Source organism: Corynebacterium sp. p3-SID1761 (genome assembly GCF_055862885.1).
Genome location: NZ_JBSQBJ010000009.1, coordinates 1 through 25,734, shown reverse-complemented (window position 1 = coordinate 25,734; position 25,734 = coordinate 1). Strand labels below are relative to the sequence as shown.

The 25,734-nt window shown below is 60.5% G+C and carries 20 protein-coding genes and 1 riboswitch; of the genes, 18 read left to right on the top strand and 2 right to left on the bottom strand.

Annotation, left to right across the window (positions count from 1 at the left end):
• The first annotated feature begins 27 nt into the window (after nt 1-27).
• A complete protein-coding gene (gene clpB, locus ACWXWJ_RS06040) occupies nt 28-2,616 on the top strand; it encodes an ATP-dependent chaperone ClpB (RefSeq protein ID WP_448306903.1) in 2,589 nt (862 codons plus the stop codon).
• 168 nt (nt 2,617-2,784) lie between these two features.
• Nucleotides 2,785-4,305: an acetaldehyde dehydrogenase ExaC gene (gene exaC / locus ACWXWJ_RS06035; RefSeq protein WP_473963837.1), complete on the top strand. Its 1,521-nt coding sequence runs from the start codon at nt 2,785-2,787 to the stop codon at nt 4,303-4,305.
• A 15-nt stretch (nt 4,306-4,320) separates the two neighbouring features.
• Here the strand turns inward: exaC and ACWXWJ_RS06030 are convergent, their stop codons facing one another.
• Nucleotides 4,321-4,683, bottom strand: a complete 363-nt coding sequence (locus tag ACWXWJ_RS06030) for a DUF4333 domain-containing protein (protein WP_473963836.1) — start codon at nt 4,681-4,683, stop codon at nt 4,321-4,323.
• A gap of 225 nt (nt 4,684-4,908) precedes the next feature.
• Between ACWXWJ_RS06030 and ACWXWJ_RS06025 the strand changes: the two genes are divergently transcribed.
• The 4 genes from ACWXWJ_RS06025 (at nt 4,909) to ACWXWJ_RS06010 (ending at nt 8,324) form a co-directional block, all read left to right on the top strand.
• The gene (locus ACWXWJ_RS06025; protein ID WP_473963835.1) at nt 4,909-6,270 is read left to right on the top strand and encodes a sodium/glutamate symporter; all 1,362 of its coding nucleotides are present in this window, start codon (nt 4,909-4,911) and stop codon (nt 6,268-6,270) included.
• Between the two features lie 93 nt (nt 6,271-6,363).
• Nucleotides 6,364-7,251: a sulfurtransferase gene (locus ACWXWJ_RS06020; RefSeq protein WP_473963834.1), complete on the top strand. Its 888-nt coding sequence runs from the start codon at nt 6,364-6,366 to the stop codon at nt 7,249-7,251.
• A gap of 11 nt (nt 7,252-7,262) precedes the next feature.
• Nucleotides 7,263-7,850, top strand: coding sequence for a PTS sugar transporter subunit IIA (locus ACWXWJ_RS06015; RefSeq protein ID WP_473963833.1), 588 nt, complete (start codon nt 7,263-7,265; stop codon nt 7,848-7,850).
• A 36-nt stretch (nt 7,851-7,886) separates the two neighbouring features.
• Complete coding sequence (locus ACWXWJ_RS06010) at nt 7,887-8,324, top strand: hypothetical protein (protein WP_473963832.1); 438 nt, start codon at nt 7,887-7,889, stop codon at nt 8,322-8,324.
• Nucleotides 8,325-8,338: 14 nt separating this feature from the next.
• On the opposite strand, the gene ACWXWJ_RS06005 is transcribed toward ACWXWJ_RS06010, so the two are convergent.
• A complete protein-coding gene (locus ACWXWJ_RS06005; protein ID WP_473963831.1) occupies nt 8,339-9,223 on the bottom strand; it encodes an SDR family oxidoreductase in 885 nt (294 codons plus the stop codon).
• Between the two features lie 227 nt (nt 9,224-9,450).
• Nucleotides 9,451-9,560: riboswitch (glycine riboswitch) on the top strand.
• A 50-nt stretch (nt 9,561-9,610) separates the two neighbouring features.
• Here ACWXWJ_RS06005 and gcvP point away from each other — a divergent pair.
• From gcvP to ACWXWJ_RS05945, 12 genes are all read left to right on the top strand, one after another.
• Nucleotides 9,611-12,550, top strand: coding sequence for an aminomethyl-transferring glycine dehydrogenase (gene gcvP / locus ACWXWJ_RS06000; RefSeq protein WP_473963830.1), 2,940 nt, complete (start codon nt 9,611-9,613; stop codon nt 12,548-12,550).
• Between the two features lie 53 nt (nt 12,551-12,603).
• Nucleotides 12,604-13,773 carry a glycine cleavage system aminomethyltransferase GcvT gene (gcvT, locus tag ACWXWJ_RS05995; RefSeq protein WP_473963829.1) on the top strand — a complete coding sequence of 390 codons (1,170 nt, stop codon included), beginning with the start codon at nt 12,604-12,606 and terminating at the stop codon, nt 13,771-13,773.
• 88 nt (nt 13,774-13,861) lie between these two features.
• The gene (gcvH, locus tag ACWXWJ_RS05990; RefSeq protein ID WP_293790661.1) at nt 13,862-14,245 is read left to right on the top strand and encodes a glycine cleavage system protein GcvH; all 384 of its coding nucleotides are present in this window, start codon (nt 13,862-13,864) and stop codon (nt 14,243-14,245) included.
• Nucleotides 14,246-14,297: 52 nt separating this feature from the next.
• Complete coding sequence (locus ACWXWJ_RS05985; RefSeq protein ID WP_473963828.1) at nt 14,298-16,004, top strand: hypothetical protein; 1,707 nt, start codon at nt 14,298-14,300, stop codon at nt 16,002-16,004.
• A 49-nt stretch (nt 16,005-16,053) separates the two neighbouring features.
• Complete coding sequence (pyrE, locus tag ACWXWJ_RS05980; RefSeq protein ID WP_293790663.1) at nt 16,054-16,596, top strand: orotate phosphoribosyltransferase; 543 nt, start codon at nt 16,054-16,056, stop codon at nt 16,594-16,596.
• Nucleotides 16,597-16,603: 7 nt separating this feature from the next.
• Entirely contained in the window at nt 16,604-17,287 is a 684-nt protein-coding gene (locus tag ACWXWJ_RS05975) for a TrmH family RNA methyltransferase (RefSeq protein WP_293790664.1), read from the top strand.
• Between the two features lie 325 nt (nt 17,288-17,612).
• On the top strand, nt 17,613-18,878 hold the full coding sequence (locus tag ACWXWJ_RS05970) for a glycoside hydrolase family 76 protein (protein ID WP_473963827.1): 1,266 nt from the start codon (nt 17,613-17,615) through the stop codon (nt 18,876-18,878).
• 143 nt (nt 18,879-19,021) lie between these two features.
• A complete protein-coding gene (gene fbaA / locus ACWXWJ_RS05965; protein ID WP_293790665.1) occupies nt 19,022-20,056 on the top strand; it encodes a class II fructose-bisphosphate aldolase in 1,035 nt (344 codons plus the stop codon).
• 14 nt (nt 20,057-20,070) lie between these two features.
• The gene (locus tag ACWXWJ_RS05960; protein ID WP_473963826.1) at nt 20,071-20,544 is read left to right on the top strand and encodes a DUF3151 domain-containing protein; all 474 of its coding nucleotides are present in this window, start codon (nt 20,071-20,073) and stop codon (nt 20,542-20,544) included.
• 21 nt (nt 20,545-20,565) lie between these two features.
• Nucleotides 20,566-21,510 carry an endonuclease/exonuclease/phosphatase family protein gene (locus ACWXWJ_RS05955; RefSeq protein WP_473963825.1) on the top strand — a complete coding sequence of 315 codons (945 nt, stop codon included), beginning with the start codon at nt 20,566-20,568 and terminating at the stop codon, nt 21,508-21,510.
• Nucleotides 21,511-21,520: 10 nt separating this feature from the next.
• On the top strand, nt 21,521-22,750 hold the full coding sequence (locus ACWXWJ_RS05950; protein ID WP_473963824.1) for an FUSC family protein: 1,230 nt from the start codon (nt 21,521-21,523) through the stop codon (nt 22,748-22,750).
• 173 nt (nt 22,751-22,923) lie between these two features.
• On the top strand, nt 22,924-25,734 hold a 2,811-nt coding region (locus tag ACWXWJ_RS05945; RefSeq protein WP_473963823.1), incomplete at its 3' end, for a Rib/alpha-like domain-containing protein.

The following is a 25,734-nucleotide window of genomic DNA, read 5'->3' as shown; positions in this document are numbered from 1 at the left end:
ATGAAGCCGCAGGAGGTAGATGTAGAAATGTCGAGCTTCAACCCCACCACCATGACCCAGTCTGCAATGCAGGCTGCACTTCAGGATGCCTCCGCCAAGGGCAACCCAGACATCCGACCAGCGCACCTGCTTGTTGCGCTGCTGGAGCAGGATAATTCCATTGCCCTGCCCGTATTGCAGGCTGCAGGTGTACAGCCGCAGACCATTGCAGCCAAGGCTAAGAACCTGGTAGCTGGATACCCGCAGGCATCCGGTAGCGAGATGGCAAACCCGCAGTTCAACCGTGATGCCCTGAACGCACTGACCGCCGCTCAGGAACTGGCGGAGCAGCTGGGAGACACCTATGTCTCCACCGAGGTGCTGCTGGCCGGTATCGCCAAGGGTGATTCCGACGCCGCAAAGGCGATGCACGAGGCGGGCGCGACCTTCGAGGCCATCCGTGGCGCCTTTGAATCTGTGCGCGGTAACCGAAAGGTCACCACTGAAGAGCCGGAGGGGCAGTTCCAAGCATTGGAAAAGTACTCCACCGACCTCACAGCACGCGCCCGCGAGGGCAAGATCGACCCGGTCATCGGACGTGACCAGGAGATCCGGCGAGTTGTCCAGGTACTTTCCCGTCGCACGAAAAATAACCCGGTGCTCATTGGTGAGCCCGGCGTCGGTAAGACCGCAATCGTAGAGGGGCTGGCCCGCCGCATCGTAGCTGGTGACGTCCCGGAGTCCCTGCGCGGCAAGAAGCTGATCAGCCTGGACCTGGGCTCTATGGTTGCCGGCGCAAAATACCGTGGCGAATTCGAGGAGCGCCTGAAGGCTGTCCTGGATGAGATCAAGGAGGCCGAGGGCGAGGTCATCACCTTCATTGACGAGCTGCACACCATCGTCGGTGCTGGCGCCGGCGGCGACTCCGCGATGGACGCGGGCAATATGATCAAGCCCCTGCTGGCCCGAGGTGAGCTGCGACTCGTCGGCGCAACCACCCTGGACGAATACCGCAAGTACATCGAAAAGGATGCCGCGCTGGAGCGTCGTTTCCAGCAGGTATACGTTGGTGAGCCGAGCGCGGAGGACACCATCGGTATCCTGCGTGGCCTGAAGGAGCGCTACGAGGTGCACCACGGCGTACGCATCCAGGACTCCGCGCTGGTGGCGGCGGCAACCCTGTCGGATCGCTACATCACCAGCCGCTTCCTTCCGGATAAGGCTATCGACCTGGTCGACGAAGCCGCATCCCGCCTGCGCATGGAAATCGACTCACGCCCAGAGGAGATCGACAACGTAGAGCGCGTGGTTCGCCGCCTGGAAATTGAAGAGATGGCACTAGCCAAGGAAACGGACGCTGCTTCCAAGGATCGCCTGGAGCGTCTGCGCAGCGAGCTGGCCGATGAAAAGGAAAAGCTCGCTGGGCTGACCGCCCGTTGGGAAAACGAAAAGGGCAGTATCGATAACCTCCGCGAGCTGAAGGAGGAGCTGGATAACCTGCGTCGCGAATCCGAGATCGCCGAGCGGGAAGGTGACTTCGCCAAGGTTGCTGAGCTGCGTTACGGACATATTCCGGACGTAGAGAAGAAGCTGGCTGAAGCGGAGAAGGTTGTGGCTGAGCAGCAGGAAGGCATGATGCTGACCGAGGAGGTCACGCCCGACACCATCGCCGATGTCGTCTCCGCCTGGACTGGCGTGCCCGCCGGCAAGATGCTGCAGGGTGAGACCGAGAAACTGCTGAACATGGAGCGTGTTCTGGGCAGCCGTGTGGTCGGCCAGAACAGCGCCGTTGATGCGGTCTCCGATGCAGTGCGCCGTGCACGCGCCGGGGTGGCTGATCCGAATCGTCCGACGGGCTCCTTCCTCTTCCTGGGGCCGACGGGCGTGGGTAAGACGGAGCTGGCGAAGGCTCTGGCTGACTTCCTCTTCGATGACGAGACCGCCATGGTGCGCATCGATATGTCGGAGTATGGCGAGAAGCACTCCGTCGCTCGCCTTGTCGGTGCTCCTCCGGGATACGTCGGCTACGACGCAGGTGGCCAGCTAACTGAAGCGGTGCGGCGTCGCCCGTACACGGTGGTGCTGTTCGATGAGGTAGAGAAGGCACACCCGGATGTTTTCGATGTGCTGCTGCAGGTGCTGGACGAAGGTCGCCTGACCGACGGTCAGGGGCGGACTGTGGACTTCCGCAACACCATCCTGATCCTGACCTCTAACCTTGGTGCTGGCGGTACCGACGACGAGGTCATGGAGGCGGTGAAGCGCGCCTTCAAGCCGGAGTTCATCAACCGACTAGATGACGTGCTGATCTTCGAGCCACTGTCTTCCGAGCAGTTGAAGTCCATCGTGTCTATCCAGGTGCGCGCTCTGGCGGATCGCCTTGCGGCCCGCCGTTTGACCTTGGATGTTACTGATGACGCCCAGTCGTGGCTGGCCGAGCACGGCTACGATCCAGCCTATGGCGCACGGCCGCTACGCCGACTGATTCAAAAGTCGATCGGTGACCAGCTGGCTAAGAAGCTACTGGCTGGGGACGTGCGCGACGGCGATACGGTGCGCGTGGACGTTGATCGCGGTGGCGACGAGGCTGCAGGTCTGGTCATCACCTCCCTCGGAGCTGCTGATGGTGAGGTCTAAAGGCTGGTGACGGTCGGGGGCCGTCGGCGACATAAATATAAAAACAGCATGGTCGTGAAAAGTGACGAGCGTCACTATATTGGCTGACAAAAGGTTCCCACTCCGAGTATTCGGGGTGGAGCTTTTGCAGTTTCAATATTCCATCTCGTTACCGCAAGGAGCACGCGCATGACCGTCTATGCTGATCCCGGCACCGAAGGAAGCCTCGTCAAATTCAAGGAGCGCTACGACAACTTCATCGGTGGCCAGTGGGTACCACCCGTCGATGGCGAATACATGGACAACGTCACGCCCATCAACGGTGAGGTGTTCTGCCAGGTTCCACGCTCGAAGACGGCTGACATCGAGAAGGCCATCGACGCCGCAGAAAAAGCTCAGCCCAGTTGGGGCGCGACCTCTGTGCAGGATCGCGCCGGAGTGCTGCTGAAGATTGCTGATCGCCTTGAAGAGAACCTGGAGATGATGGCCGTCGCCGAGACCTGGGACAACGGTAAGGCGGTACGCGAAACTCTCGCAGCTGATCTTCCGTTGGCTGTTGACCACTTCCGCTACTATGCCGGCGCCCTCCGCGCCCAGGAAGATCGCACATCTCAGATCAGCGAAGACCTCATCGCCTACCACTTCAACGAGCCGCTGGGTGTGGTGGGGCAGATCATCCCGTGGAACTTCCCGCTGTTGATGGCGGCGTGGAAGCTCGCCCCAGCTCTGGCTGCCGGCAATGCCATCGTGCTGAAGCCCGCCGAGCAGACCCCCGCCAGCATCCTGCTGTTCGCGGAGCTTATCCAGGACATCATCCCGGAGGGTGTGCTGAACATCGTCAACGGACTGGGCACTGAAGCAGGCGCCGCGCTGACTGCTTCCGACCGCATCGACAAGATCGCGTTCACCGGCTCCACGGAAGTCGGCAAAATCATCAACAAGGCCGTGGCGGAAAAGCTCATCCCGGTCACCCTGGAACTCGGCGGGAAGTCCCCGTCAGTGTTCTTTAGCGACATCATGGATCACGACGACAAGTTCCGCGCTAAGTGCGTGGAAGGCCTGGCTATGTTCGCACTCAACCAGGGCGAGATTTGCACCTGCCCGTCCCGCGCGCTGGTGCAGGAGGATATTGCCGAAGAGTTCCTGGAACTAGCCATTGAGCGAGTGAAGTCCATCAATGTCGGAAATCCCCTGGACACGGATGTGATGATGGGCGCGCAGGCTTCCCAGGAGCAAATGGATAAGATCACTGGATACCTGCAGGCCGGCCCCGAAGAAGGCGCGCAGGTGCTATGCGGTGGCGGCATTAATGAGATCTCGGGTCGCAGCGGTGGCTTTTATATCGAACCCACCATCTTCAAGGGCACGAATGACATGCGCCTTTTCCAAGAGGAGATTTTTGGGCCCGTGCTGGCCGTCACCACGTTCAAGGACTTTGACGAGGCTATGCGTATCGCCAACGACACGGAATACGGTCTGGGTGCAGGTGTGTGGTCGCGTAATGGAACGACTGCCTACAAGGCTGGTCGCGCGATTCAATCTGGCCGAGTGTGGGTGAACAACTACCACAATTACCCAGCTCACGCGGCTTTCGGCGGCTATAAGAAGTCCGGTCTGGGGCGCGAGACTCACCTGATGATGCTCGCGCACTACCAGCAGACCAAGAACCTGCTGTGGTCTTATTCGGACGAGCCTTCTGGGCTGTTCTAGCGCTTCTGACTAGATTTAGTCCGGCTGATCGGCGACCTGAATGTCGTAATTGACCTTTTTGCCATCGACGGAGGTAGCGGTGACGTCTACCGAGTAGGTGGCGCCGGAGTAAGTGAACTTGCATTCCAGCTTGGCGCCTTCTTCGGCTTTAAGCCCATCGGGGCATTCGGTGCTCTCGGGGGCCTTTCCGGCTTTGTCCTTTACGAGCTTAGAGATCTCTTTCTCAACGTCCTCCTTGGCTACCTTGTCTTCCCCTCCAAAGCCGTAGTTGAAGGAGCAGGCGCTAAGGCCGGTGATAGCCAACGTGCCAGCAAGGAGAGCAGCGCTGATGCGTTTGGCCAAGTTGGTGAAGCGGGCGGGAGCGTGAGTGATGGTCATGGGGAGGGATCTCCTTCTCTTCTCGACAGTTAGTGGCTCGTGGTGTGAAATGCCATGCAACGGCGAATTGTTCCTCTGACCACAAAGAAATGCACAGCCTTAACTTACCGAACACTCAGCATGTTGTCTGGCGTACGAGCGAGGTGGATGTGCGGGCGTCGATAAGAAGGTGCGATAGACTTCCAGCAACGTTGAAGAGAAGAGAAACAGTGAAGAGGAGCCCTCGTGGACTTTACGGTCTTTGACCTGCTGATGGATGTCGGCATGATTTCGGTGCTACTGATTATCGGCACGTTTATGAGGCGTCACTTCGAATGGTTCCGCAACCTGCTGATTCCCGCGCCGATTACTGCGGGTCTGCTGGCTCTGATTTTCGGCCCCGAGGTGCTGGGATGGTTGCCGTTCTCGGGAGCCCTCGGCGATTATTCCACACTATTAATTGCCGTGGTGTTCGCCTCGATGCCGTACAGCATGTCCTTCGCGTCGAACGATGCATCGAAAGCGAAGAACATGTGGGGATTTTCCACCTCTATGTTCCTCGGCCAGTGGGGCCTATTCATCCTGCTAGGCATCTTCATCTTCGGTCCCATCTTCGACACCCCGGAGTGGTTCGGCATGATGCTGCCCGTCGGCTTCGTAGGTGGATTCGGAACTGCTGCGGCCGTCGGTGGCGCGTTTGGGGATCATGGTGCGGACGCCGCCATGTCCTTGGGCTTTACCTCCGCCACCGTCGGCACACTGGCCGCCATCATTGGTGGAATCATCTTCGCGAACTGGGGCATCCGAACAGGTCGCACATCCACGTTGCCGGAGAAACTGCCATGGGAACTGCGTTCGGGTCACATTGAAGACGAGGAAAAACAGCCCTCGATCGGCCGAGCCACCACAAACCCATCCTCGATCGAGCCGCTTGCCCTGCATGCGGGTTTCATTGCAGTGACCGTCATGTTTGCCTACATCGGTCAGCAGATCATCGGGCACTTCTTCCCGGATGTTTCCGTACCGCTGTTTGCCCTGGCCTTCGTGGTCGGTATCGGAGGCAAGGTCTTCCTGCATGTGATTCGACGTCCGAAGTACCTGGATCAGCAAACCGTGAAGTCCATTTCCGGAGCGTCGACGGACTTTATGATCGCCTTCGGCATTGCCTCAATTAAGCCGGACGCGGTGGCTAACTACCTAGTGCCCCTGCTGATTCTGTTCGTGCTGGGCATTGCCTACTGCTGCCTGTTCTTCTTCGTTTTCGCTCCAATGTTCTTCGGCGATCAGTGGCTAGAACGCGGCATCTTTGGTTGGGGTTGGGCAACCGCGGCAGTGGCTACAGGTATTGCACTGCTAAAGATCGTGGACCCGGATCTGAAGTCCGGCACCATGAATGAATATGGCATTGCCTACGTCGGCTTCGCTCCCTTCGAAATCGGCATGAATTTTGTGGCACCCATTGCCGTGATAGCCGGACTCGCTTGGGGTATTGGGGGGATTGCGACGGTGGCAGCGATTGCGATCATCGGATTTGCGGCGGTGCGGGGTTGGTTCCCAGAAAGAACAGGAAGGCGTCCCGGCAAAACTGCCGCGGTGGCACAAGAGTAAGGCGCATAAACAATAGGGCACCGGAGTAACGGAGCGCCACTGTAGCCACACGTATGCAACATCGGCGCACGCGGGGTTCTAGACTTGGCAACTATGAGCAACCCTATTGCCCAACAGCTGCCCGCTAGCCCCTTCGTCACCGGCGAGGAAATGCTAGAAGCATTCAAACGGGGCGAGCGTATGACCGTGATCGACTCGCACTGGGCGCGCACCGAAAACAGCGCCTGGGAGGCCTATGTAGGCCAGCACATTCCCGGCGCCATGTTCTGTAACCCCCTGGTGCACCTGGCCTCCATCCCTTCCCGCCATGTCGGACGTAACCCTTTGCCCGCCCCCGAGGAGCTGCAGAAGAGCTTTAACGATTGGGGTATTACGGATGGTCGCCCTGTATACATTTATGACGCCGGCGCCAACCTCTATGCAGCTCGCGCCTGGTTCGTTTTCCGTTGGGCAGGTGTGCAGAACGTCCGCATCCTCGACGGCGGCACAGGCGCGTGGGAGGCGGCGGGCGGAGACGTCGCAGGCGGAATCGGTGCATTGCGCGGCCGCGGTACCACTGAGGTTCGTGCGGGTAGCATGCCCACCCTTGAACTCGACGAGGTGAATGAGTGGCGCGAGAATCACATCCTGGTGGATGCGCGCGAGAATTCTCGCTTCACTGGCAAGAAGGAACGCTTCGACCACCAGGCCGGTCGCATTCCGGGAGCCATCAACATTCCGGTTAAGGAACTATTCCAGAACCGTAGCGAGCGCGACAGCAGCGCCAGCGGCAAGGTGCGATCCCCGGAGGAGATCCGGCAGATCCTTGCCAACCATGGTGTGACCAGTGGTGAGGACGTGTGTGTTTACTCCGGATCCGGGCTGCACTCCTCGCTGTTTATTGCCGCAATGGAGTACGCGGGACTGCCAGGAGCCAAAAACTTCGTAGGAGGTTGGTCTCAATGGTCCGCTTCCTCCTCGCGACCCATCGCACGCGGTTAGACTCTGGAGGTATGGATCCCCGTTTCGCACAGGATCCCCGTAGGCCCGGCCTGCAACAGGAGCTGCCAGTTCAGTATCCCGTTGTGACCCCGCTGGCGGGGACTGCCGTTAGCCTCAATTCCGTTCCCGACCCCGTGCTGGCCACTGGCACCATCGGCGCAGGTATAGCCGTAATCCCCGACGCAGGCGTGGAGGTTGTACAAGCGCTCGCACCCATTGGCGGAATGATGAAGCGCGTGGCGCCGAACATGTATGTCATTCAAGCCCAGTCATTGCCAGCCACCCTCCGCCCGGATTCTGGTACCCATGCCATAGACGGCCGCCATGCGGAAATGCTGGCCGACCAGCCATGCATCTTTATGCAGCTCGGCGTGGATACCGGTCGCCTTGGTGGGCAAGGCTTCGATGTACATGTCCAGGAAGGCGACATAGTACGACAGGGAACACCCCTATGCACTTACACTCCCCGGGAGCTGGGCCGGATGGGATTCGACCCGGTAGTGATGGTGTTGGGGCTGCAGATGGGGGCGTCGGAAATAAAGATAGACGTGATGTCGGGCGAGCCCGTGATGGGCGGCGACAACCTGTTTTGGGTGTAGGGGTGTCCGCGGGCGATGGTACGTAAATTTCTGAGCATGGTTGCGACGCTGGGGATGCTCCTGGCGCTGTCCGGTGCGGTGGATATCTTCACCCCGCAACAGGTTCAGAAGATCGCCGGTGTTTTCTTTGTCGTGCTGATTGGGGTGCAGGTATGGCCGCTTCTGGCCACCATGCGCAATAGCTACGGGCACCGACGGCACCCTGTGAATCGCTTATACGTTGTGCTGGCGACCGTCGGGCTGATCGGAACGTTGCTGCTGATGTTCGTCTTCTATCTCCACTCGACCATCTGGTTGATCACGTTGGCCGGGGCGCTGATGATCACGGGAATTGTGGGAGCGGGCATTTTGGCGTTGTTCGCCGCACCCTGGGATGACTGGTCTACTCGTCGCGGTCGCGATTTCGACGATGAGTTCTTTGGCTGGGAGGAGGAGCCGGTCGAGGACGTCTGGGACACCAGCTTTAGAACCTAGCACAGCTAAGAGTCTTAGAGTCCGTGCTTGCGATTGATGAGCCAATGCATAGCCGCTGTCGGCAGCACGCGGGAAAGGGGGAACACCACCGGCGCCATCGACCCCGTCGCATACAGCGGCTGAGGGCGAGGCGTGGTGATGGGCTTGAGGATCTCCATGGCCACGCGCTCCGCCGAAATGCCATTGGCTTCGTTGTTATCCAGGTTCTTTAGCATGGTGGAGAACTCGGCGCCGTAGGGACCATTAAGATCCACGTACTTGGTGCGCCGCGTGGAAAGCCCCGTGTTGATCGACCCAGGCTCGACCACGGAAATGCCCACGCCAAATGGCCTGACTTCGCGCCGGGCGGCGAAAGCAAAGCCTTTGATGGCGGCTTTCGACGCGACATAGCTGCTGCGGTAGGCCAATGGAAATGAGCCCAGCATCGAGCCGACCATCACGATGCGTCCTGCTCCGTTACGTCGCATTTCCGGCAGGATTTTCTGGGTGACGCCCACTTGTCCCAGCACGTTGATCTCAAATAAACGGTGCAGGGCACCATAGGGGAGCTCTTCCAAGGGGCCGGATTGGCTTTCGCCAGCGTTGTTGACGAGCACAGTGGGTGGGCCGTAGCTCAGGGCAGAAGAGGTGAACTCGTCGATGCTGGCAGGGTCAGCCAGGTCGAGGGGGAGGTAATCGACCCCATCGACAGGGTTAGTGATGGTGTCGGGGTTTCGACTGGTACCGATGATGTGGGTTGGGGCGTAAGTGGTCGTGGAGGTTGGAGCAGCTCTGGATTTAAGCTCTGCGAGGGCGGCGACGGTGGCGCGTCCAATGCCCGAGGACGCGCCAGTGACGATTGCGACTCCGCCGTTAACGGCGGGAAGAGCGTGGGGGAGGAAGCTAGGAAGTTTTGCCATGCGTAACATTTTGGCGGTTCAAGCGGGGGTACGGAGCCAGAATGAGATTTTCCCCATTGCTGGGATTCTTTAGTGATCCGACCCACGCCCGCTATGATGTGGGGGAAAACTGCATATGTTTTTGCCGCTTTTAGCTGTGGTGGGAGAGGCTCGGCGCTTGAACCGCGTCGGCCGCCGACGGAGCAATTCCTCCCCGGGACACTCTCAGGCCCCAAGAACCGTCGCAGTGAGGCAACTCTGGAAAGACCTGCGCGCAGTCGTGTGCACGCGGGCGCCGAAGGAGAAAAGCCGGGTTGCCCGGGTGAAGCTCTCAGGTACAAGCGACAGAGTGGGGAGGGCTCCTTTTTACGACCGTGCACTTACGACCGGAAAGTCCCTGAAAAAGCAATGTCTACTGCTACTCGCCGTAACTCTGCCCCCTTCGTTCAGCGTCATATCGGCCCGAACCAGGCTGATACCAAGGAGATCCTGGACTACCTGGGCTATGAATCCACCGCCGCGCTGGCCGATGATGCCCTGCCGAAGTCCATCCGCCAGGCCGGCCCGATCGGTCTGCCGGAGCCCTTGGACGAGACTGATACCCTCGCCGCCCTGCGTGCGTTCGCCGATAAGAACGTGCAGAAGCAGCAGCTGATCGGAAATGGTTACTACGACACAATCACCCCGGCCGTTATCCGCCGCAACGTGGTGGAGAACCCGGGCTGGTACACCGCCTACACCCCGTACCAGCCGGAGATTTCCCAGGGTCGCCTGGAAGCTCTGCTGAACTTCCAAACGATGGTGCAGGATCTGACCGGTCTGCCGGTCGCCGGTGCCTCCCTGCTGGATGAGGCCACTGCCGTGGCTGAGGCCGTGCAGTTGATGGCACGCGGCAACGCAAAGGCCTTTAAGAAGGGCGGCGTGGTGCTGCTGGATTCTGCCCTGCACCAGCAGTCCATCACCGTCACCCTGGCTCGTGCCGAGGCTGCGGGCATTCCGGTGGAGGTGGCAGATCTGGCTGATGATGTCTCTTTCGAGGACTACGAGAACCTGGTAGGCGTCGTACTTTCCAACCCCGGCTCCACGGGGCGCGTGCGCGACTTGTCCGGTGTGATTGGTGCAGCAAAGGCCGCCGGGGCCTTGGTAACGGTCGCCTGCGACCTACTGGCTCAGGTACTGCTTTCCTCTCCCGGCTCCCAGGGTGCAGATATCGCCGTCGGTTCGGCTCAGCGTTTCGGCGTGCCGCTGTTCTTCGGTGGCCCCCACGCAGGCTTCATCTCCTGCACCGAGAACCTGCAGCGCAAGCTGCCGGGCCGCATTGTGGGTGTATCCGTGGACGCAGAGGGCACCCCGGCTTATCGTCTAGCTCTGCAGACCCGCGAGCAGCACATTCGCCGTGATAAGGCCACCAGTAACATCTGTACCGCCCAGGCTCTGCTGGCTGTCGTCGCCGGTTTCTACGCGGTCTGGCACGGCCCGGCTGGCTTGCGCGCAATCGCGGAGGGCATCCACGCTCGTGCGACCGCCCTGGCACTTGGTCTGTCCGAGGCTGGCCTGACCTTGGCGCACGATACTTTCTTTGACACTGTCACCGTTGATGTGTCTGGTTCCTCTCTGGGCGACGCCCCCACGGCTCTGCGCGCCGCAGCAGAGGCAGGCTACAACCTGCGCCAGGTCAATGATTCCTTTGTCGGCATCTCGGTGGGCGAGTCCACCACGGATGAGGACATTGCCAAGCTGATCGAGGTGCTGGGTTCCCGCACCGGCGACGTCACCTCCGCGGGCTTCGACGTTACCGCCGGGCCACTGGGGCAGGCCGGCGTGCTGCGCGCGGCTGACGAGGAGATCCTGACCCACCCGATTTTCACCTCCATTGACTCCGAGACTCAGATGATGCGCTACATGCGCAAGCTAGCCGATCGCGACCTGGCGCTGGATCGCACCATGATCCCGCTGGGCTCTTGCACCATGAAGCTGAACGCAGCGGTCTCGATGGAGCCCATCACCTGGCCGGGCTTTGCGGGCATTCACCCGCAGGTTCCGACGGAGCAGGCACAGGGCTGGATTGAGCTGATCGAGGATCTGGAAGAGCGCCTGGCGAAGATCACTGGTTACGCCAAGGTTTCCGTTCAGCCAAACGCGGGCTCCCAGGGTGAGTTCGCAGGTCTGCTGGCTATCCACCGCTACCACCAGTCCCGTGGCGACGACCAGCGTGACATTGTGTTGATCCCGGCTTCCGCACACGGCACGAACGCCGCCTCCGCAGCCCTGGCGGGCCTGAAGGTGGTTGCTGTGAAGAACGCCGAGGACGGCTCTATCGACGTCCCGGATCTGGAGGCCAAGCTGGAGAAGTACGGCGAGCAGACCGCCGCCATCATGCTGACCTACCCTTCCACCCACGGTGTGTTCGAGGAGCAGGTGCGCGACGTGTGCCAGAAGGTCCACGAAGCTGGCGGCCAGGTGTACGTCGATGGTGCCAACTTGAACGCCCTAGTGGGTCTGGCCCAGCCGGGCGAGTTCGGCGGCGACGTATCCCACCTGAACCTGCACAAGACCTTCACCATCCCGCACGGCGGCGGTGGCCCGGGCGTTGGCCCGGTCTGTGTAGCGGAGCACCTGATTCCGTTCCTGCCCGCCGACCCGAACGCCGACGTCCTGGACGGGGATGCCGCCCTGCAAACTGGTCAGCCGGTTTCGGGTGCCCTGTACGGTTCCGCAGGCGTGCTGCCGATCACCTGGTCCTACATTGCTCTGATGGGTGACGAGGGACTGACCGAGGCTTCCCGCATGGCGCTGGTCAACGCTAACTACGTTTCCCGAAAGCTGGAGGAGTACTACCCGACGCTGTACAAGGGCGATACCGGCCTGGTCGCCCACGAATGCATCCTGGATCTGCGCGAGCTGACGAAGGCCTCCGGCATTACCGCGGAGGATGTCTCCAAGCGTCTGATGGACTTCGGATTCCACGCACCGACCTTGGCCTTCCCCGTGGCCGGCACCCTGATGGTGGAGCCCACCGAGTCGGAGGATAAGGAGGAGCTGGACCGCTTCATCGAGGCCATGGTCACCATTTACGACGAGATCCAGGAGATCATCGACGGAAAGGTGACCGCCGAGCAGTCCGTTCTGCGCCATGCGCCGTTTACCGCTTATTCTGTTGTGCGGGACGACTTCGAGGAAGCTGTATCCGGTGGACACTTCAGCCGCGCTAAGGCCGCATACCCAGTGGCCAGCCTGCGGCACACCAAGTACTTCACGCCCGTGCGTCGTATCGACAATGCTTATGGCGACCGCAATCTCGTGTGCACCTGCCCGCCCTTGGAAGACTTCGCAATTAACGAAGACTAAGGATCGTTGGGGCCTAGGGGCGTCATAAAAAACGAGAAGAAGGAGAATAAGATATGACCGAACTAAAGAAGACCGCGCTGTACCAAGTACACAAGAAGCTGGACGCTCGCTTCACCGATTTCGGCGGTTGGGATATGCCGCTGAAGTACAGCAGCGAACTTGATGAGCACCACGCAGTGCGTAAGTCCGTGGGCGTATTCGATCTTTCCCACATGGGCGAGGTACGCGTGACTGGACCGCAGGCGGCGGAGTACCTGGATCACGCGCTAATCTCCAAGCTGTCCGCGGTAAAGATCGGCAAGGCGAAGTACTCGATGATCTGCACCGAATCCGGTGGCATTATCGACGATCTGATTACCTACCGCCTGGGAGATAATGAATTCCTGATCGTGCCGAATGCAGGCAATGTGGATAACGTAGTTTCCGCACTTCAGAGCCGTACCGAAGGTTTCGATGTAGAGGTTGAAAACGAGTCGGAGAAGACCTCTATGGTCGCCGTACAGGGGCCGAAGGCCGCGCAGGCGATGCTGGAAATCGTAGACAACGTGGTGGAAGCTCCTGAGGCATCCGGTGCGGGCGAGACCGTGGCAGAGGCCATCGAGGGGCTGGGCTACTACGCGGCATTCCAGGGGATTGCCGCAGGCCAGCCGGTACTGGTTGCGCGCACTGGCTACACAGGCGAGGACGGCTTTGAGCTGATCGTGGACAACGATGGCGCGGAGGCTGTGTGGACGAAGGCTATGGACGTGGCCGGACAGCTGGGCGGCCTGCCTTGCGGCCTGGCGTGCCGCGACACTCTGCGCTTGGAGGCGGGCATGCCTCTGTACGGCCACGAGCTGTCGCTGAAGCTGACGCCGGTTGATGCAGGGCTGGGTATTCTTGCTGCGACGAAGTCCAAGGATTCTTTCGTTGGTCGTGACGCCATCGTTTCCGCTAAGGACAAGGGCACCCAGCAGACCCTGATCGGTTTGGTGGGCGAAGGACGCCGCGCTGCCCGCGAGGGATACGAGGTGTACGCAGCGGAAGGCGAGACCACGATTGGTTCCGTGACCTCCGGCGCGCTGTCGCCGACGTTGGGACACCCGGTGGCTATGGCGTATGTCTCGAAGGCTGCTGTGAATTCCGGTGCGGCTGCCGAGGGTGCAACTGTTGAGGTAGATATTCGTGGTAAGCGCTTCGAATACAAGGTTGTGGCGCTGCCGTTCTACTCCCGCGAAAAGTAACGAAAAAGGGTTGTCTGTCCGCTGGTGTATGGTTTGGGCAGATAACCACAAATAACCGCAAAAGTTTGAAAAAGAGAGGCTAAAAACAATGACTGCACTGCCAACTGATTTCCTGTACTCCGAGGAGCACGAGTGGGTTAACACCTCCGCCGTTGTGGAGGGCGAGACCGTGCGCGTGGGTATCACCCACATCGCCGCTGAGGCACTGGGCGACATCGTTTTCGTTGAACTGCCTGAGGTCGGTACTGAGGTTGAGGCTGGCGAGGCTTTCGGTGAGGTCGAGTCCACCAAGTCTGTATCTGATATTTACGCTCCCGTTTCCGGCGAGGTTGTAGCTATCAACGAGGAGCTGGAGGATAACGCTGGCCTGATCAACGAGGATCCCTACGGCGAGGGCTGGCTGTACGAGGTAAAGGTCACCGAGTCCGGTGATCTGATGGACGCTGAGGCTTACCAGGCGGCTAACGAGTAAGTCAGCTCTTAGTACTCAGTACTCCAACTCCTCAGCTTTCCTCACAGTCTCTATGGGCGGTTCCATCTTCGCGTTACTCCTCGGCTTGGCCTTGTTGGGCCTCGCCGTGTGGTTATTGCTGCGCGCAAAAAAGGCCGAGGGCGCAGGCTCTGGCGTAGCGCAGGGCGCAGAAGGCGCAGTACACACCGAAGACCCAGAGGGCTTGGAAAAGGGCTTGGAAAACGAGGAGTACGAGGACTACGAGGAATACTCGGACTTTGAGGATTACGGGTACGACGGGGATTACCCGGAAGACGAGTACTGGGAGGACGACCCGGATTACGGGGACGCTGTAGACAGCACCGACAACCCAGACGGTGAAGAGTGGTCTGAGGCGTGGGATGGCCCCCAGTTTGACGACTGGTCTGGGGAAGAGGAAACGCCTGAAAAGGAACCTGTTCCCGCGCGCTCGTCCGCTCCCGCGCCAGCGATGGCGGCTTTCGGTTTTCCCCGCAGGCGGCGTCGTCAATGGGCAGCCGACAACGGCTTCGAATACACAAAGGAAGACAGTGAGGTTGCGCGGGACTGGCCCGTCACCATCACCGGCGACCACCAGCGCGGGGTGCCAACCTTGCGAGAGGTTGTGAGCGGGTTCATCGACGGGCACCAGGTGCATATCGGTGACCTCGGTTCTTCCACGTTGATGGCTATGCGGCGAGTGGAAGAATCACCAGTTCAGGTGCTTTATTCAGCAGGGGGAGCGCAACCTGCGGGTATGCGGCGAACCGACTTGCTGGATCAGCCGCCGTTCGCGGCTTATACCACCGACGTCCGCGCGCTCGACCGCATGCTGGATGCCCGCGTGGAGGATGCTCTGGCCGCGCTTTCGCAGGTCGCGACGGATGTGGCGTGGGGGCAGAATTGGACGGTAGTGCGGGTCTCCCGGAAACTAGATTTCCACGTGTGGCAGGCGATCTTCCCACAGCTGCGCTCGCTGGTGGATGCCGCGATGGTGCTACCCCCGGCACATACCAGTGCGCCGTTGGAGATGTTCGTGGCCGATCAGCTGCGACCGCTGCCTGGCGGGCCACTGCAAGTGCACACCAATGATCCGGTGAACCAGGAAGCGATTGAGGAGCAGGCTGCAGAGACCTCCTCTCGTCGCGCGCACCTGCGGGCCGTTCCAGATGGCAATACCAGCAGCGGGGGCGAGGGCACTGCTGAAGGCGAGGGAGCCGACACGACCGCCGCCCGCGCTGCTGAAGAGCAGGCCGAAGAGGTTGCCGCGCACTCCGAGGTGCCGAACCCAGAACGCCCCGACATCACTCGCCCCGCTGAGCCGGTGGCCTTCCCCTCCCGAACGCACGCGCGCTGGGAAGGCGGGGATACAGAAAGCTTCGAAAGCTTCGCCGTAGGCGATTACGACGACGCAGATGCGGATGACGACCCACACGCAGGGCGCCGGCGCCGCCGCGATGGAGGCATCCCGCGACTGGGCGAAGATCCGGAACACATGAGCTCCCATTTTTCCCAATACGCGCGGGTCATCCGCGATGATGCGGAAGAAGCCACAATTTTTGATGAGCTCGAGGACTTCGATGAGTTCGCGGAAGTCGAGGAGACTAAGTCCACTGCAGTGCGCCTGTCTCCTGTGACGCAACGGCGACGGAGCAGGGGGCGTCATCGCGCGCCAGAAGCACGCCACGCCCGCCCCGAACCTATCGAACCGATCGAGTACGAAACCGTCGACGGCGAGATCGTCGAAGACGATCAGCAGTAAGCAGCAGTAACCAGGCAGTAGCCAGCAGCAACCAGAAGGAGAAACCGCAATGATTGATGAAGCTAAGAAGCAGCGCCTTGCTGAACTCGTGAAAGAGCTGGCGGTCGTACACGGGCGTGTAACGCTTTCCTCCGGCAAGGAGGCCGACTACTACGTTGACCTGCGTCGCGCTACCTTGCACCACGAGGCGTCTCCACTGATCGGAGAGCTGCTGCGTGAACTGACTGCGGACTGGGATTACGCGCACGTCGGCGGACTAACTCTTGGCGCGGACCCGGTGGCGACGGCGATTATGCACGCAGATGGGGAATCCATCGACGCTTTTGTTGTGCGCAAGGAGGCTAAGAAGCACGGCATGCAGCGCCGTATCGAAGGGCCGGACATTGAAGGCAAGCGAGTGCTCATCGTCGAGGACACGACGACTACCGGCAATTCGCCGCTGACAGCCGTTGCCGCAGCTCGCGAGGCTGGCGCGACTGTTGTTGGTGTGGCCACAGTTGTGGATCGCGCGACGGGCGCCAAGGATGTTATTGAGGCCGAGGGGGTTGAGTACCGCTCGCTGCTGGGCCTGTCTGACCTGGGGCTTGCTTAGTTTTTCTATGACGCCCACTTCACCCGAAGCACACGATAAGCCCGGGCCGACGGAATGGCTGGAGCATCCCCATGGCGTGCGCCGCTGGGAGGATGAGTATCCCGACCAGCCCCGTCCGACGGATCCGCGCTTCGACCCCGAACTGCTGGATACCGGGGACACACGCAACGTGGTTGACGCATACCGCTATTGGCGGCAGTCCGCGATCATTCAGGACATTGATACGCGGCGGCACGCGCTGCATATCGCCATCGAGAACTTCGAAAACGACTCGAATATTGGCACGGTTGTGCGCACTGCCAATGCGTTTGCGGTGGATACCGTGCATATCGTGGGGCGGCGGCGCTGGAACAGGCGGGGAGCGATGGTCACTGACCGCTACCAGCACCTACAGCATCATGCGACGGTTGCGGATGTGTTGGAGTTCGCTGCCCGGGAGGGGCTAACTGTGGTGGCGGTGGATAACACCCCGGGGTGCGTTCCGCTGGAAACTGCGGAACTGCCGGAGCGCTGCCTGCTGCTGTTTGGCCAAGAGGGGCCGGGTGTTTCCCAGGAGGCGCAGGACGCTGCCCGCATGACGGTGTCGATTGCACAGTTCGGCTCGACGCGGTCCATTAATGCCGGTGTGGCGGCGGGGATTGCGATGCATACATGGATCCGCCAGCATGCGGACCTGGATAAGGCCTGGTAGCTGGGGCTATTTGGCCGTCTTTGGGGGGGGATGTCGTTGAATCGGGAATCTGCTGGTTGTGCAGGCTGGTTGGCACAAAGCGTTAGCGCCGTGACCTGCATGTTTGTGTAGTTGAAAGAGATTGTCTTTAACGCATTCCCGTTCTAGCGACATTTTCCTCTGTGAAGGGGGCTGTAATGAGGGCTGGGAAGCAGGGATTGCGGGCATGCAGCAGCGGACAGCAGCATGCAGCAGCGGAGAGCCTGTAGATAGACTGGTCTGCAGTGGAAGCCGGGGCACTACGGCGGAACAGCAGAAGTGCGACAACCTAGTGAGGTGTGCAGAAGTGTTCAAACTTCCAGACAAGCGAGAGAAAAGCGACGTCAAGGCTGCCGCTGGTGACAAGGAAACTACAGCCGCAGCCGATCCCAAACAGCAACTCTTGGAACTCTGGGATCACCGCGCAGACCTGGCCTACCAGGCGATTAACGAGCGCCACGCCAGCCGGCTCTGGGGTATCCCGCGGACCACGCTGGGCGTCATCGCCTGGCCGCCGACCACCCGCGATCGCATGTTTGTCCGCTGGCACTACTGGTGGCAAGCCCACTACATCGACAACGTCATCGATGCTGCTCTCCGCCGCCCCACCAGCTCGCGGATCCGCGCCATCCAGCGCCACATCCGCGCCATGCGGCTCCGCAACATCAGCCGCCTGACCGCCAACCACTATTACGATGACAAGGCGTGGCTCGCGCTGGCCCTGCAGCGGGTGGCAAATACCCCCAAAATCCAGGAAAAACTCGGCACCCCGCGCGACCTAGAGCCCCTGATGGAGAACATATTCGAGGGCGTGGACAGCCTCACCGGCGTGCTGCCGTGGCGCACAAATGAGACCTTCTACAACGTCCCCACCAACGGCCCCGCTGCCATTCTGGCCGCCCGCAATGGAGACATCGACACCGCGGAACGGCTCGTCGACTGGACCTTCGACAACCTCATCAACGAAGATGGCCTGGTCATGGACGGTATCCACATGCGGATGGCCGGCCCAGAACCCGTCACAGCGGTGCACCCTTATTGTCAGGGTGTCACTCTGGGCGCGCTCGTGGAGCTCGCCCGTGCGCGCAGACGCGCCGCCGGGGTTGGAGATGAAGAAGTCTCAGAAGTGGGCGTCAAAGAAATCACCCGCATCCATGGCCTCCTCCGCGCAATCGAAACGCACCTAACCGACCGCGACGGTGCCATTAACGTGCGCACGGCGGGCGGGGACGGCGGCCTATTTAATGGCATTCTTGCGCGTTATCTTTCTCTTGTTGTTGAGTGCGTTCCGACGCCAGGTCGGCACGGCGCTGAATCTGTGGCCATAGCCCGGCGGATTGTGTTGGCCACAGCCGAAAAGGTGTGGCGTTACCGGCTAGAGGTCGATGGCCTGCCGGTGTTCTCCGCAGATTGGGGAACGGATGCGACCATGCCACAGTCCGGCGGCTTGGTCGGGGCGACAATTGCCGGGGCGGTAGCGAGCTCTGACATTGCAGAAAGGGACCTCTCGGTGCAGCTTTCCGGCTGGATGCTCATGGAAGCGGTAGTACGCACGATCCAGGCGGGCCAGTAGGCAAGCCCGAAGGCTATCCAAGCGAATCTTCCGGGGGAGTAGGGGGAGTATTCACCGGAGGCGACTGCACGGTGTGGAATTTGTCGGCATAATTGTTGGCGGAGACCAACCTGCCTTAGTCAAGGATTTGAAGGAGCATCGAAATGCCTATTGCAACCCCCGACGTCTACCGCGACATGCTGGACAATGCGAAGGAAAATGGCTTCGCATACCCTGCTATCAACTGCACCTCTTCAGAGACCATCAACGCAGCTCTGAAGGGGTTTGCAGATGCTGAGTCCGACGGCATTATCCAGTTCTCCACCGGCGGCGCCCAGTTCGGTTCTGGCCTGGCCGTGAAGAACATGGTTGCTGGTGCGGAGGCTCTGGCGGCTTTCGCACACCAGGCTGCGAAGCACTACGGCGTGAACGTTGCTCTGCACACTGACCACTGCCAGAAGGAAGTTCTGGACGAGTACGTGCGCCCGCTGATGGAGATCTCCCGCAAGCGCGTGGAGGCAGGCGAGAACCCGCTGTTCCAGTCCCACATGTGGGACGGTTCCGCTATTCCGATCGACGAGAACCTGGAGATCGCCAAGGGGCTACTGGCGGATGCGCAGAAGGCTAAGATCATCCTCGAAGTTGAGATCGGCGTCGTGGGTGGCGAAGAGGACGGCGTGGAGGCCAAGGCTGGTGCCAACCTGTACACCACCGAAGAGGACTTCCTGAAGACTGTCGATGCTCTGGGGACCGGCGAGAACGGTCGTTACCTGCTGGCCGCAACCTTCGGCAACGTCCACGGCGTGTACAAGCCGGGCAATGTGAAGCTGCGCCCGGAGGTTCTGGACATGGGCCAGAAGGCTGCCGTGAAGAAGCTGGGTCTGTCCGAGGGCGACAAGCCGTTCGACTTCGTCTTCCACGGTGGCTCCGGCTCCGAGAAGGAGAAGATCGAAGAGGCGCTGCGCTACGGCGTTATCAAGATGAACGTTGATACGGACACCCAGTACGCGTTCACCAACCCGGTTGCACGCCACATGTACACCAACTTCGACGGTGTGCTGAAGATCGACGGCGAGGTCGGAAACAAGAAGGTGTACGATCCGCGCTCCTACCTGAAGAAGGCTGAGGAAGCGATGTCCGTCCGCGTTGTTGAGGCCTGCAACGACCTGCACTCTGCCGGCACCTCCGTCGCAAAGTAAGCGTCGCTGGAGCCATGGCAGAACAGATTCGTCACAGTCGAGATCTCTTCGGCGCAGAGCACCCGGAGGTGCGTCTGCCGGAGGAACTAGCCAGTGCGGTTGCGGTGGAATCATCCGCACAGTCCCGCGAGTCCTTGGAGGCGGCCGTCTCCGCCAACTTGAAGGATTCCGGTGCCTGGGCCGCCCTGGCCGAGGTTCTACTGGCCGAAGGACAGCCCGTACAGGCCTACGCCTGCGCTCGCACCGGTTACCACCGCGGCCTCGATGCGCTGCGCGGTAACGCGTGGCGTGGCACCGGTCCGGTGCCTTGGGATCACGTACCTAACCGGGGAGTGCTCCGCGCAATTGGCGCATTGGTGCAGACCGCCCGCGCCCTCGGTGAGGACGATGAGGTCGTGCGTTGCCTGAACTTGCTGCACGACTGTGATCCTGCCGCAGCTCCAGCCCTGGGGCTGGATGGCTCCGGTGCCTCTTCTACTGAGCGCTAGTGATCCCCCTGCAATAGGAAATTGAGCAAACGCCGTTCATTCTCCCAGCCGACGCCCCACCCGGCGGCGAACCGCAACCTGTGCATCGCCGCAGTCGTGGTGGCGATCGTCTGGATGTCCAGCATCCTATGGCCCGCGCAAACCACCGCATCGTGGCCCTTTGTCGCGGAAATCCAAGCCAGCGCGTGGGTCGCCGGAGTGCTGGCTGCCGCCGGCCTGGGCATTCTGAATTCAGTTCGCCGCGCGGCGCTGTGCGCGGTGCTCGCTGTGTTGGCGGTCTTGATCGTCCCGCGCGTACCTGCCCCCAATTTTTCGGACGCCCACAACTCCACCCGAGTATTTTCCCTCAACACATACTGGGGGAAAGCTGACGATAAGCGAATCGCCCGTGCGATTGAGGAACTCAAACCGGACGTCGTCTTCCTCTTGGAAACGAATGAAGAGGAAGTGGATAGCGTAGCGGAGGAAACTGGCTATCTGCCTTTGACTAAGCCGCGGCCTGGCAACGATCGGGCGGATAATGTCGTGGGCTTGGTGTCGGCGTCATATAAAGAAAAAACAGGGGCGCACGGCAACATGGTGCGCGACCTTACCCGTTTCCAAACACCCCGGGTGAACGCGCCGCTGCATGGCAACAGCGAGTTCGTGGGTGTGCACGCAGTGGCGCCGGTCAAGGAGTATCGTACGGCGTGGGAGCGCGACCTGGCGAACTTGAGTGATTGGGCCAATTCCCGACGCCATCTGGTGCTGGCTGGCGACTTCAACGCTACGCGCAGCCACCCGCGCTACCGCGATTTTGAGCTCAGTGACTGTACGGGGCACCTGGCGCACACGCCGACGTGGCCGGCGGTGTTCCCTGTGGTTCGGCTGGACCACATCATGACTACCGGTGAGTGCTTGGGTGGCGGGACTAAGCGCATCCTCGGCACGGACCATCTGGCAGTGTGGGCGGATGTGACCACCTAGACTGGCGGGCATGGCAGAACCACAACGGCGGCCACGAACCGCAAAGGAAATGTGGGGCGAGCCGGCCAACCGCCTGCGCCCCGGCGTGCGTGCCGCTGCGCGGAACCTGCGTCGCATTGCTCCTGTGCAGGGCATGATCCGCGTGCGTGAGGGTCTGGTCTTTGCGATCCAGTGTGCAATCGGTGCTGGGCTGGCGCTGCTTATTGCGGTGCAGGTTTGCGGCCACCAGCAGGCTTTCTTTGCGCCGATCGCTGCGGTGTTGAGCTTGGGGGTTAGCGCAGGTAAGCGCTTGCGCCGTGGTTTTGAGCTGGTGCTGGGCGCCGCGGTGGGTGTGGGTATCGGTGATGTGCTGATTAGCAATATCGGCAGTGGCTACTGGCAGGTCTCAGTGGTGGTGCTGGTGGCAATTCTGGTGGCGACGTTCGTGGATAAGTCCGTCTCCGTGGCTTTTCAGGCTTCCAGTTCTGCGGTGTTGGTGGCGACGATCCTGCCTCCGGGCACCTCGGGGTCTTTCGACCGCATGGTGGATGCGCTGGTTGGTGGTGTGATTGGCATTTTGGTTCTGGCCTTGGTGCCGAATTCGCCGCTGCGCCCGGCCCGGCGGGAGGTCTCCACGCTGGTGTCTAAGGCCTCGCTGGTGTTGGATGATGTGGCTCAGGGGATGGAGGAACGCAAGGCGGAGAAGATTACCAAGGCGCTGGAGGTTGCCCGCGGTACGCAGACCAACGTTAATGCACTGCTAACGAACGTGGGCGGGGGATCGGAAGTGGTGGCGGTATCCCCGATCTATTGGACGGCCAGACGGCATGCGAAGACGATGAACCGCATCCTGGTGCCCGTGGATAATGTCATGCGCAACACGCGCGTGCTGGCGCGCCGGGCGGAGATCATGATGCTGGACGAGATCGAGCCACCGGAGGAGATGATTGAGCTGATGCGTAGCATTTCCAACGAATTGGGGCATTTGGGTGCGTTGTTCGCCGAGGGCGGCACCCGTGGTACGCGCGATGAGGCGGTGGAGATCCCGGAGATCGTGCGCGCCCTGCAAAAGCTTGGTGCGGAGGCGGATCTGCATATTGCGGAGGGGACGGGGTTGTCGGGCACGGTGGTGTTGGCGCAGTGTCGCTCGATTATTGTGGACGCCCTGCAGATCTGTGGCTACTCGCGTGAGTCGGCCATTGCATTTCTACGTCCGACGGTGGATCGACCGTGGCAGCCGCCGGAGATGTGGGACGATTAAGAGTAGTGGGAGCGGGGGTTGATAAGGAAACGGGGGTAAAAATTAGTAATAGATTAAGATTGAATATGAATACGGGTGGAACTTCCTGGGAGTGGGGCGTAAATTCAGCAGCGAATGACGCTTCTGCCGCGTCATGCTTTCGGATTGACTCATTCTAAATTGAGGAAGCACTTATGATGCACCTTCGTTCCCGCCGCGCAATGATTGCTGTCGCGGCTGCAGCCAGCATGATCTTGACCGTCTCTGCGGTTCCAGAATCTCCACTGTCCCCATCCGCTGCCCAGGCCGCGACCGCCAACAAGACGCAGGATACGAACCTGGATTTCCGCTGTAACGTCTATGCCGGTGGGGGTATGGGAAATGAGAACTATGACATCTCGACTGGCATGCACGTGACGATGCCTGAGAGTGCCCGCCCGGGCGAGGAAATTGATGTCACGATCAAAATCGATCCGGTGTCCATCGTGAATCAGCAGGCTGACGCCGTGCCCGGACAGCCTAGCTTTGAGGAAGGTAACACCAAGGCGAATAGGATTCGTTTCGCTCTTTCCGCAGACGCAGAATTGGTCGAATCTAATCTGCCTGGAACTACGCTGAACGGTCGCCTCCTGGAAGTCTATGGGATGATGCAGCCCAGCAAGTCTGGTAGCAAGGTTACGATTAGCTACCAGGAGCTCAAGCTTAAGCTCAAGGCGAAGAGCTCGGGGACCCTTGCAGTCCAGACGCCGAAGAAGTACCCGAAGCTGGATAACCTGGGGCGTGTTAGCGCCAGCAACATGGTTTGGGGGCAAGGTATCGCTGGCAAATTACTCTGGAAGACCCCAGGACTGAAGGTCACCTGCATGACCGATCAGTTCAAGACCTTGGGCTCGACTCAGGTGGGCAGCGACGCTCAGGCAAACGAGCCCAAGTACGCGGACATTGAGGTCAAGCAGCAGGATACGGCGACCTCCACAAACTCTGCTGCTGCCCCGTCGGGTACCACCTATGCGAAGGGTGCAGAGGCTCCGGGGTGGGCGACCGTCGGTCAGGACGGCACTGTGACTGTGAACCCGGGCTTGGACGTTAAACCGGGTGATTACACTGTCCCGGTTGTTGTTAAATACCCGGATACCTCCGTGGATAACACCGTGGTGAAGGTGAAGGTCACTGTTAAGCCGAAGAGCGAACTGAACGATCCGAAGTACACCGGCACCACCAAGGTGGAGCAGGAGGGCAACGCGACTATTGCCGCACCGGAAGGGGCTGGTGATGTTAAGCAGTACGCTGCTGGTGAGGGTGCTCCGGCGTGGGCGACTGTCAACGAGGACGGCACCATTACTGTAAAGCCGGACCTGCAGGTTGCGCCTGGCGATTACCAAATCCCAGTTGTTGCCACCTACGCCGATGGTTCCAAGGACAATCTGACCGCTACGGTGACTGTCACCAAGAAGCCGGATAATCAGCTTCACGATCCGGAGTACACGGATGTGACTGTGAAGCAGGGTGACGAGCAGACCGCTGCGAAGCCGGAAGACGTGGCTGAGGGTGCGAAGTTTGCAGCCGGTGAGGGTGCCCCGGCGTGGGCAACCGTGAATACCGACGGCACTGTGACCGTGAAGCCGGGGCTGGAGATTAAGCCGGGCGATTACACTGTCCCGGTTGTTGTTAAATACCCGGATCAGTCCGCCGATAAGACGGAGCTGAAGGTCACCGTCACGAAGAAGCCGGATAATGAGATCCACGATCCGCAGTACGCGGATGTGACCGTGAAGCAGCAGGATACGGAGACCGTCGAGGCTCCGAAGGACGTGGCTGAGGGTGCGACGTTCACCGCTGGTGCTAGTGCTCCTGAATGGGCGAAGGTTGCCGCTGACGGCACGGTAACTGTGAATCCGGGCTTGGATGTTGCGCCGGGCAAGTACACCGTTCCGGTGCAGGTGACCTACCCGGATAAGTCTGGCGATGACACCACTGTGAACGTCACCGTTACTGTGAAGCCGAAGAACGAGATTCACGATCCGAAGTACACCGGCACCACCAAGGTGGAGCAGGAGAGCAACGCGACAGTTGCTGCACCGGAGGGGGCTGCCGAGGGTACGAAATACGCTGCTGGAGAGGGCGCTCTTGCATGGGCGACCGTCAACCCGGACGGCACCATTACTGTAAAGCCGGACCTGCAGGTCGCGCCTGGCAATTACCAGATCCCAGTTGTTGCTACCTACACGGATGGTTCCACGGACGATGTAACCGCTACGGTGACTGTCACTAAGAAGCCGGACAACGAGATCTACTCCCCTGAGCTCGGTAGTATCACCGTTCAAGCGAACCGCTCCGCAAAGTCCCCCGCTATCGAAGGACTGCCAGAGGGCACGAAGTTTGCCTTGGCAGAGGATGCTCCCAGCTGGGCAACAATCGACGACCAGGGCGTAGTTCGACTGAACCCAGATGGCGATGTTCCTCCGCAGAACTACGACGTACCAGTCACCATCACCTACCCCGATGGCACTATCGACAATGGCGAGCTGAAGGTCACGGTCACGGAGCGCGCGATCAACGAGCTACATGATCCGACCTACAAGCCGATCGAGGTAAAGCAGGAAGAGACCGCCACTGTTGCTGCTCCTGAGGGCAGCACTGCGGACGCTGAGTATTCCCTGGGTGCAGGCGCACCGAACTGGGTCACTCTGAACAAAGAAGGCAGCCTCGAGGCACGTCCGGGTCTCGAGGTTAAGCCGGGCGAGTACAAGATCCCGGTGACGGTCATCTACGGAGATGACTCTGCTGACCGCACTACTGCTGTGGTTACCGTGACCGTGAAGCCCGCTAACGAGATCCACGATCCGCAGTACACGGATGTGACCGTGAAGCAGGGTGATGAGCAGACCGCTGCGAAGCCGGAGGACGTGGCTGAGGGTGCGAAGTTCGCAGCCGGTGAGGGTGCTCCGGCGTGGGCGACTGTTAACGAGGATGGCACGGTGACTGTGAAGCCGGGTCTGGATGTT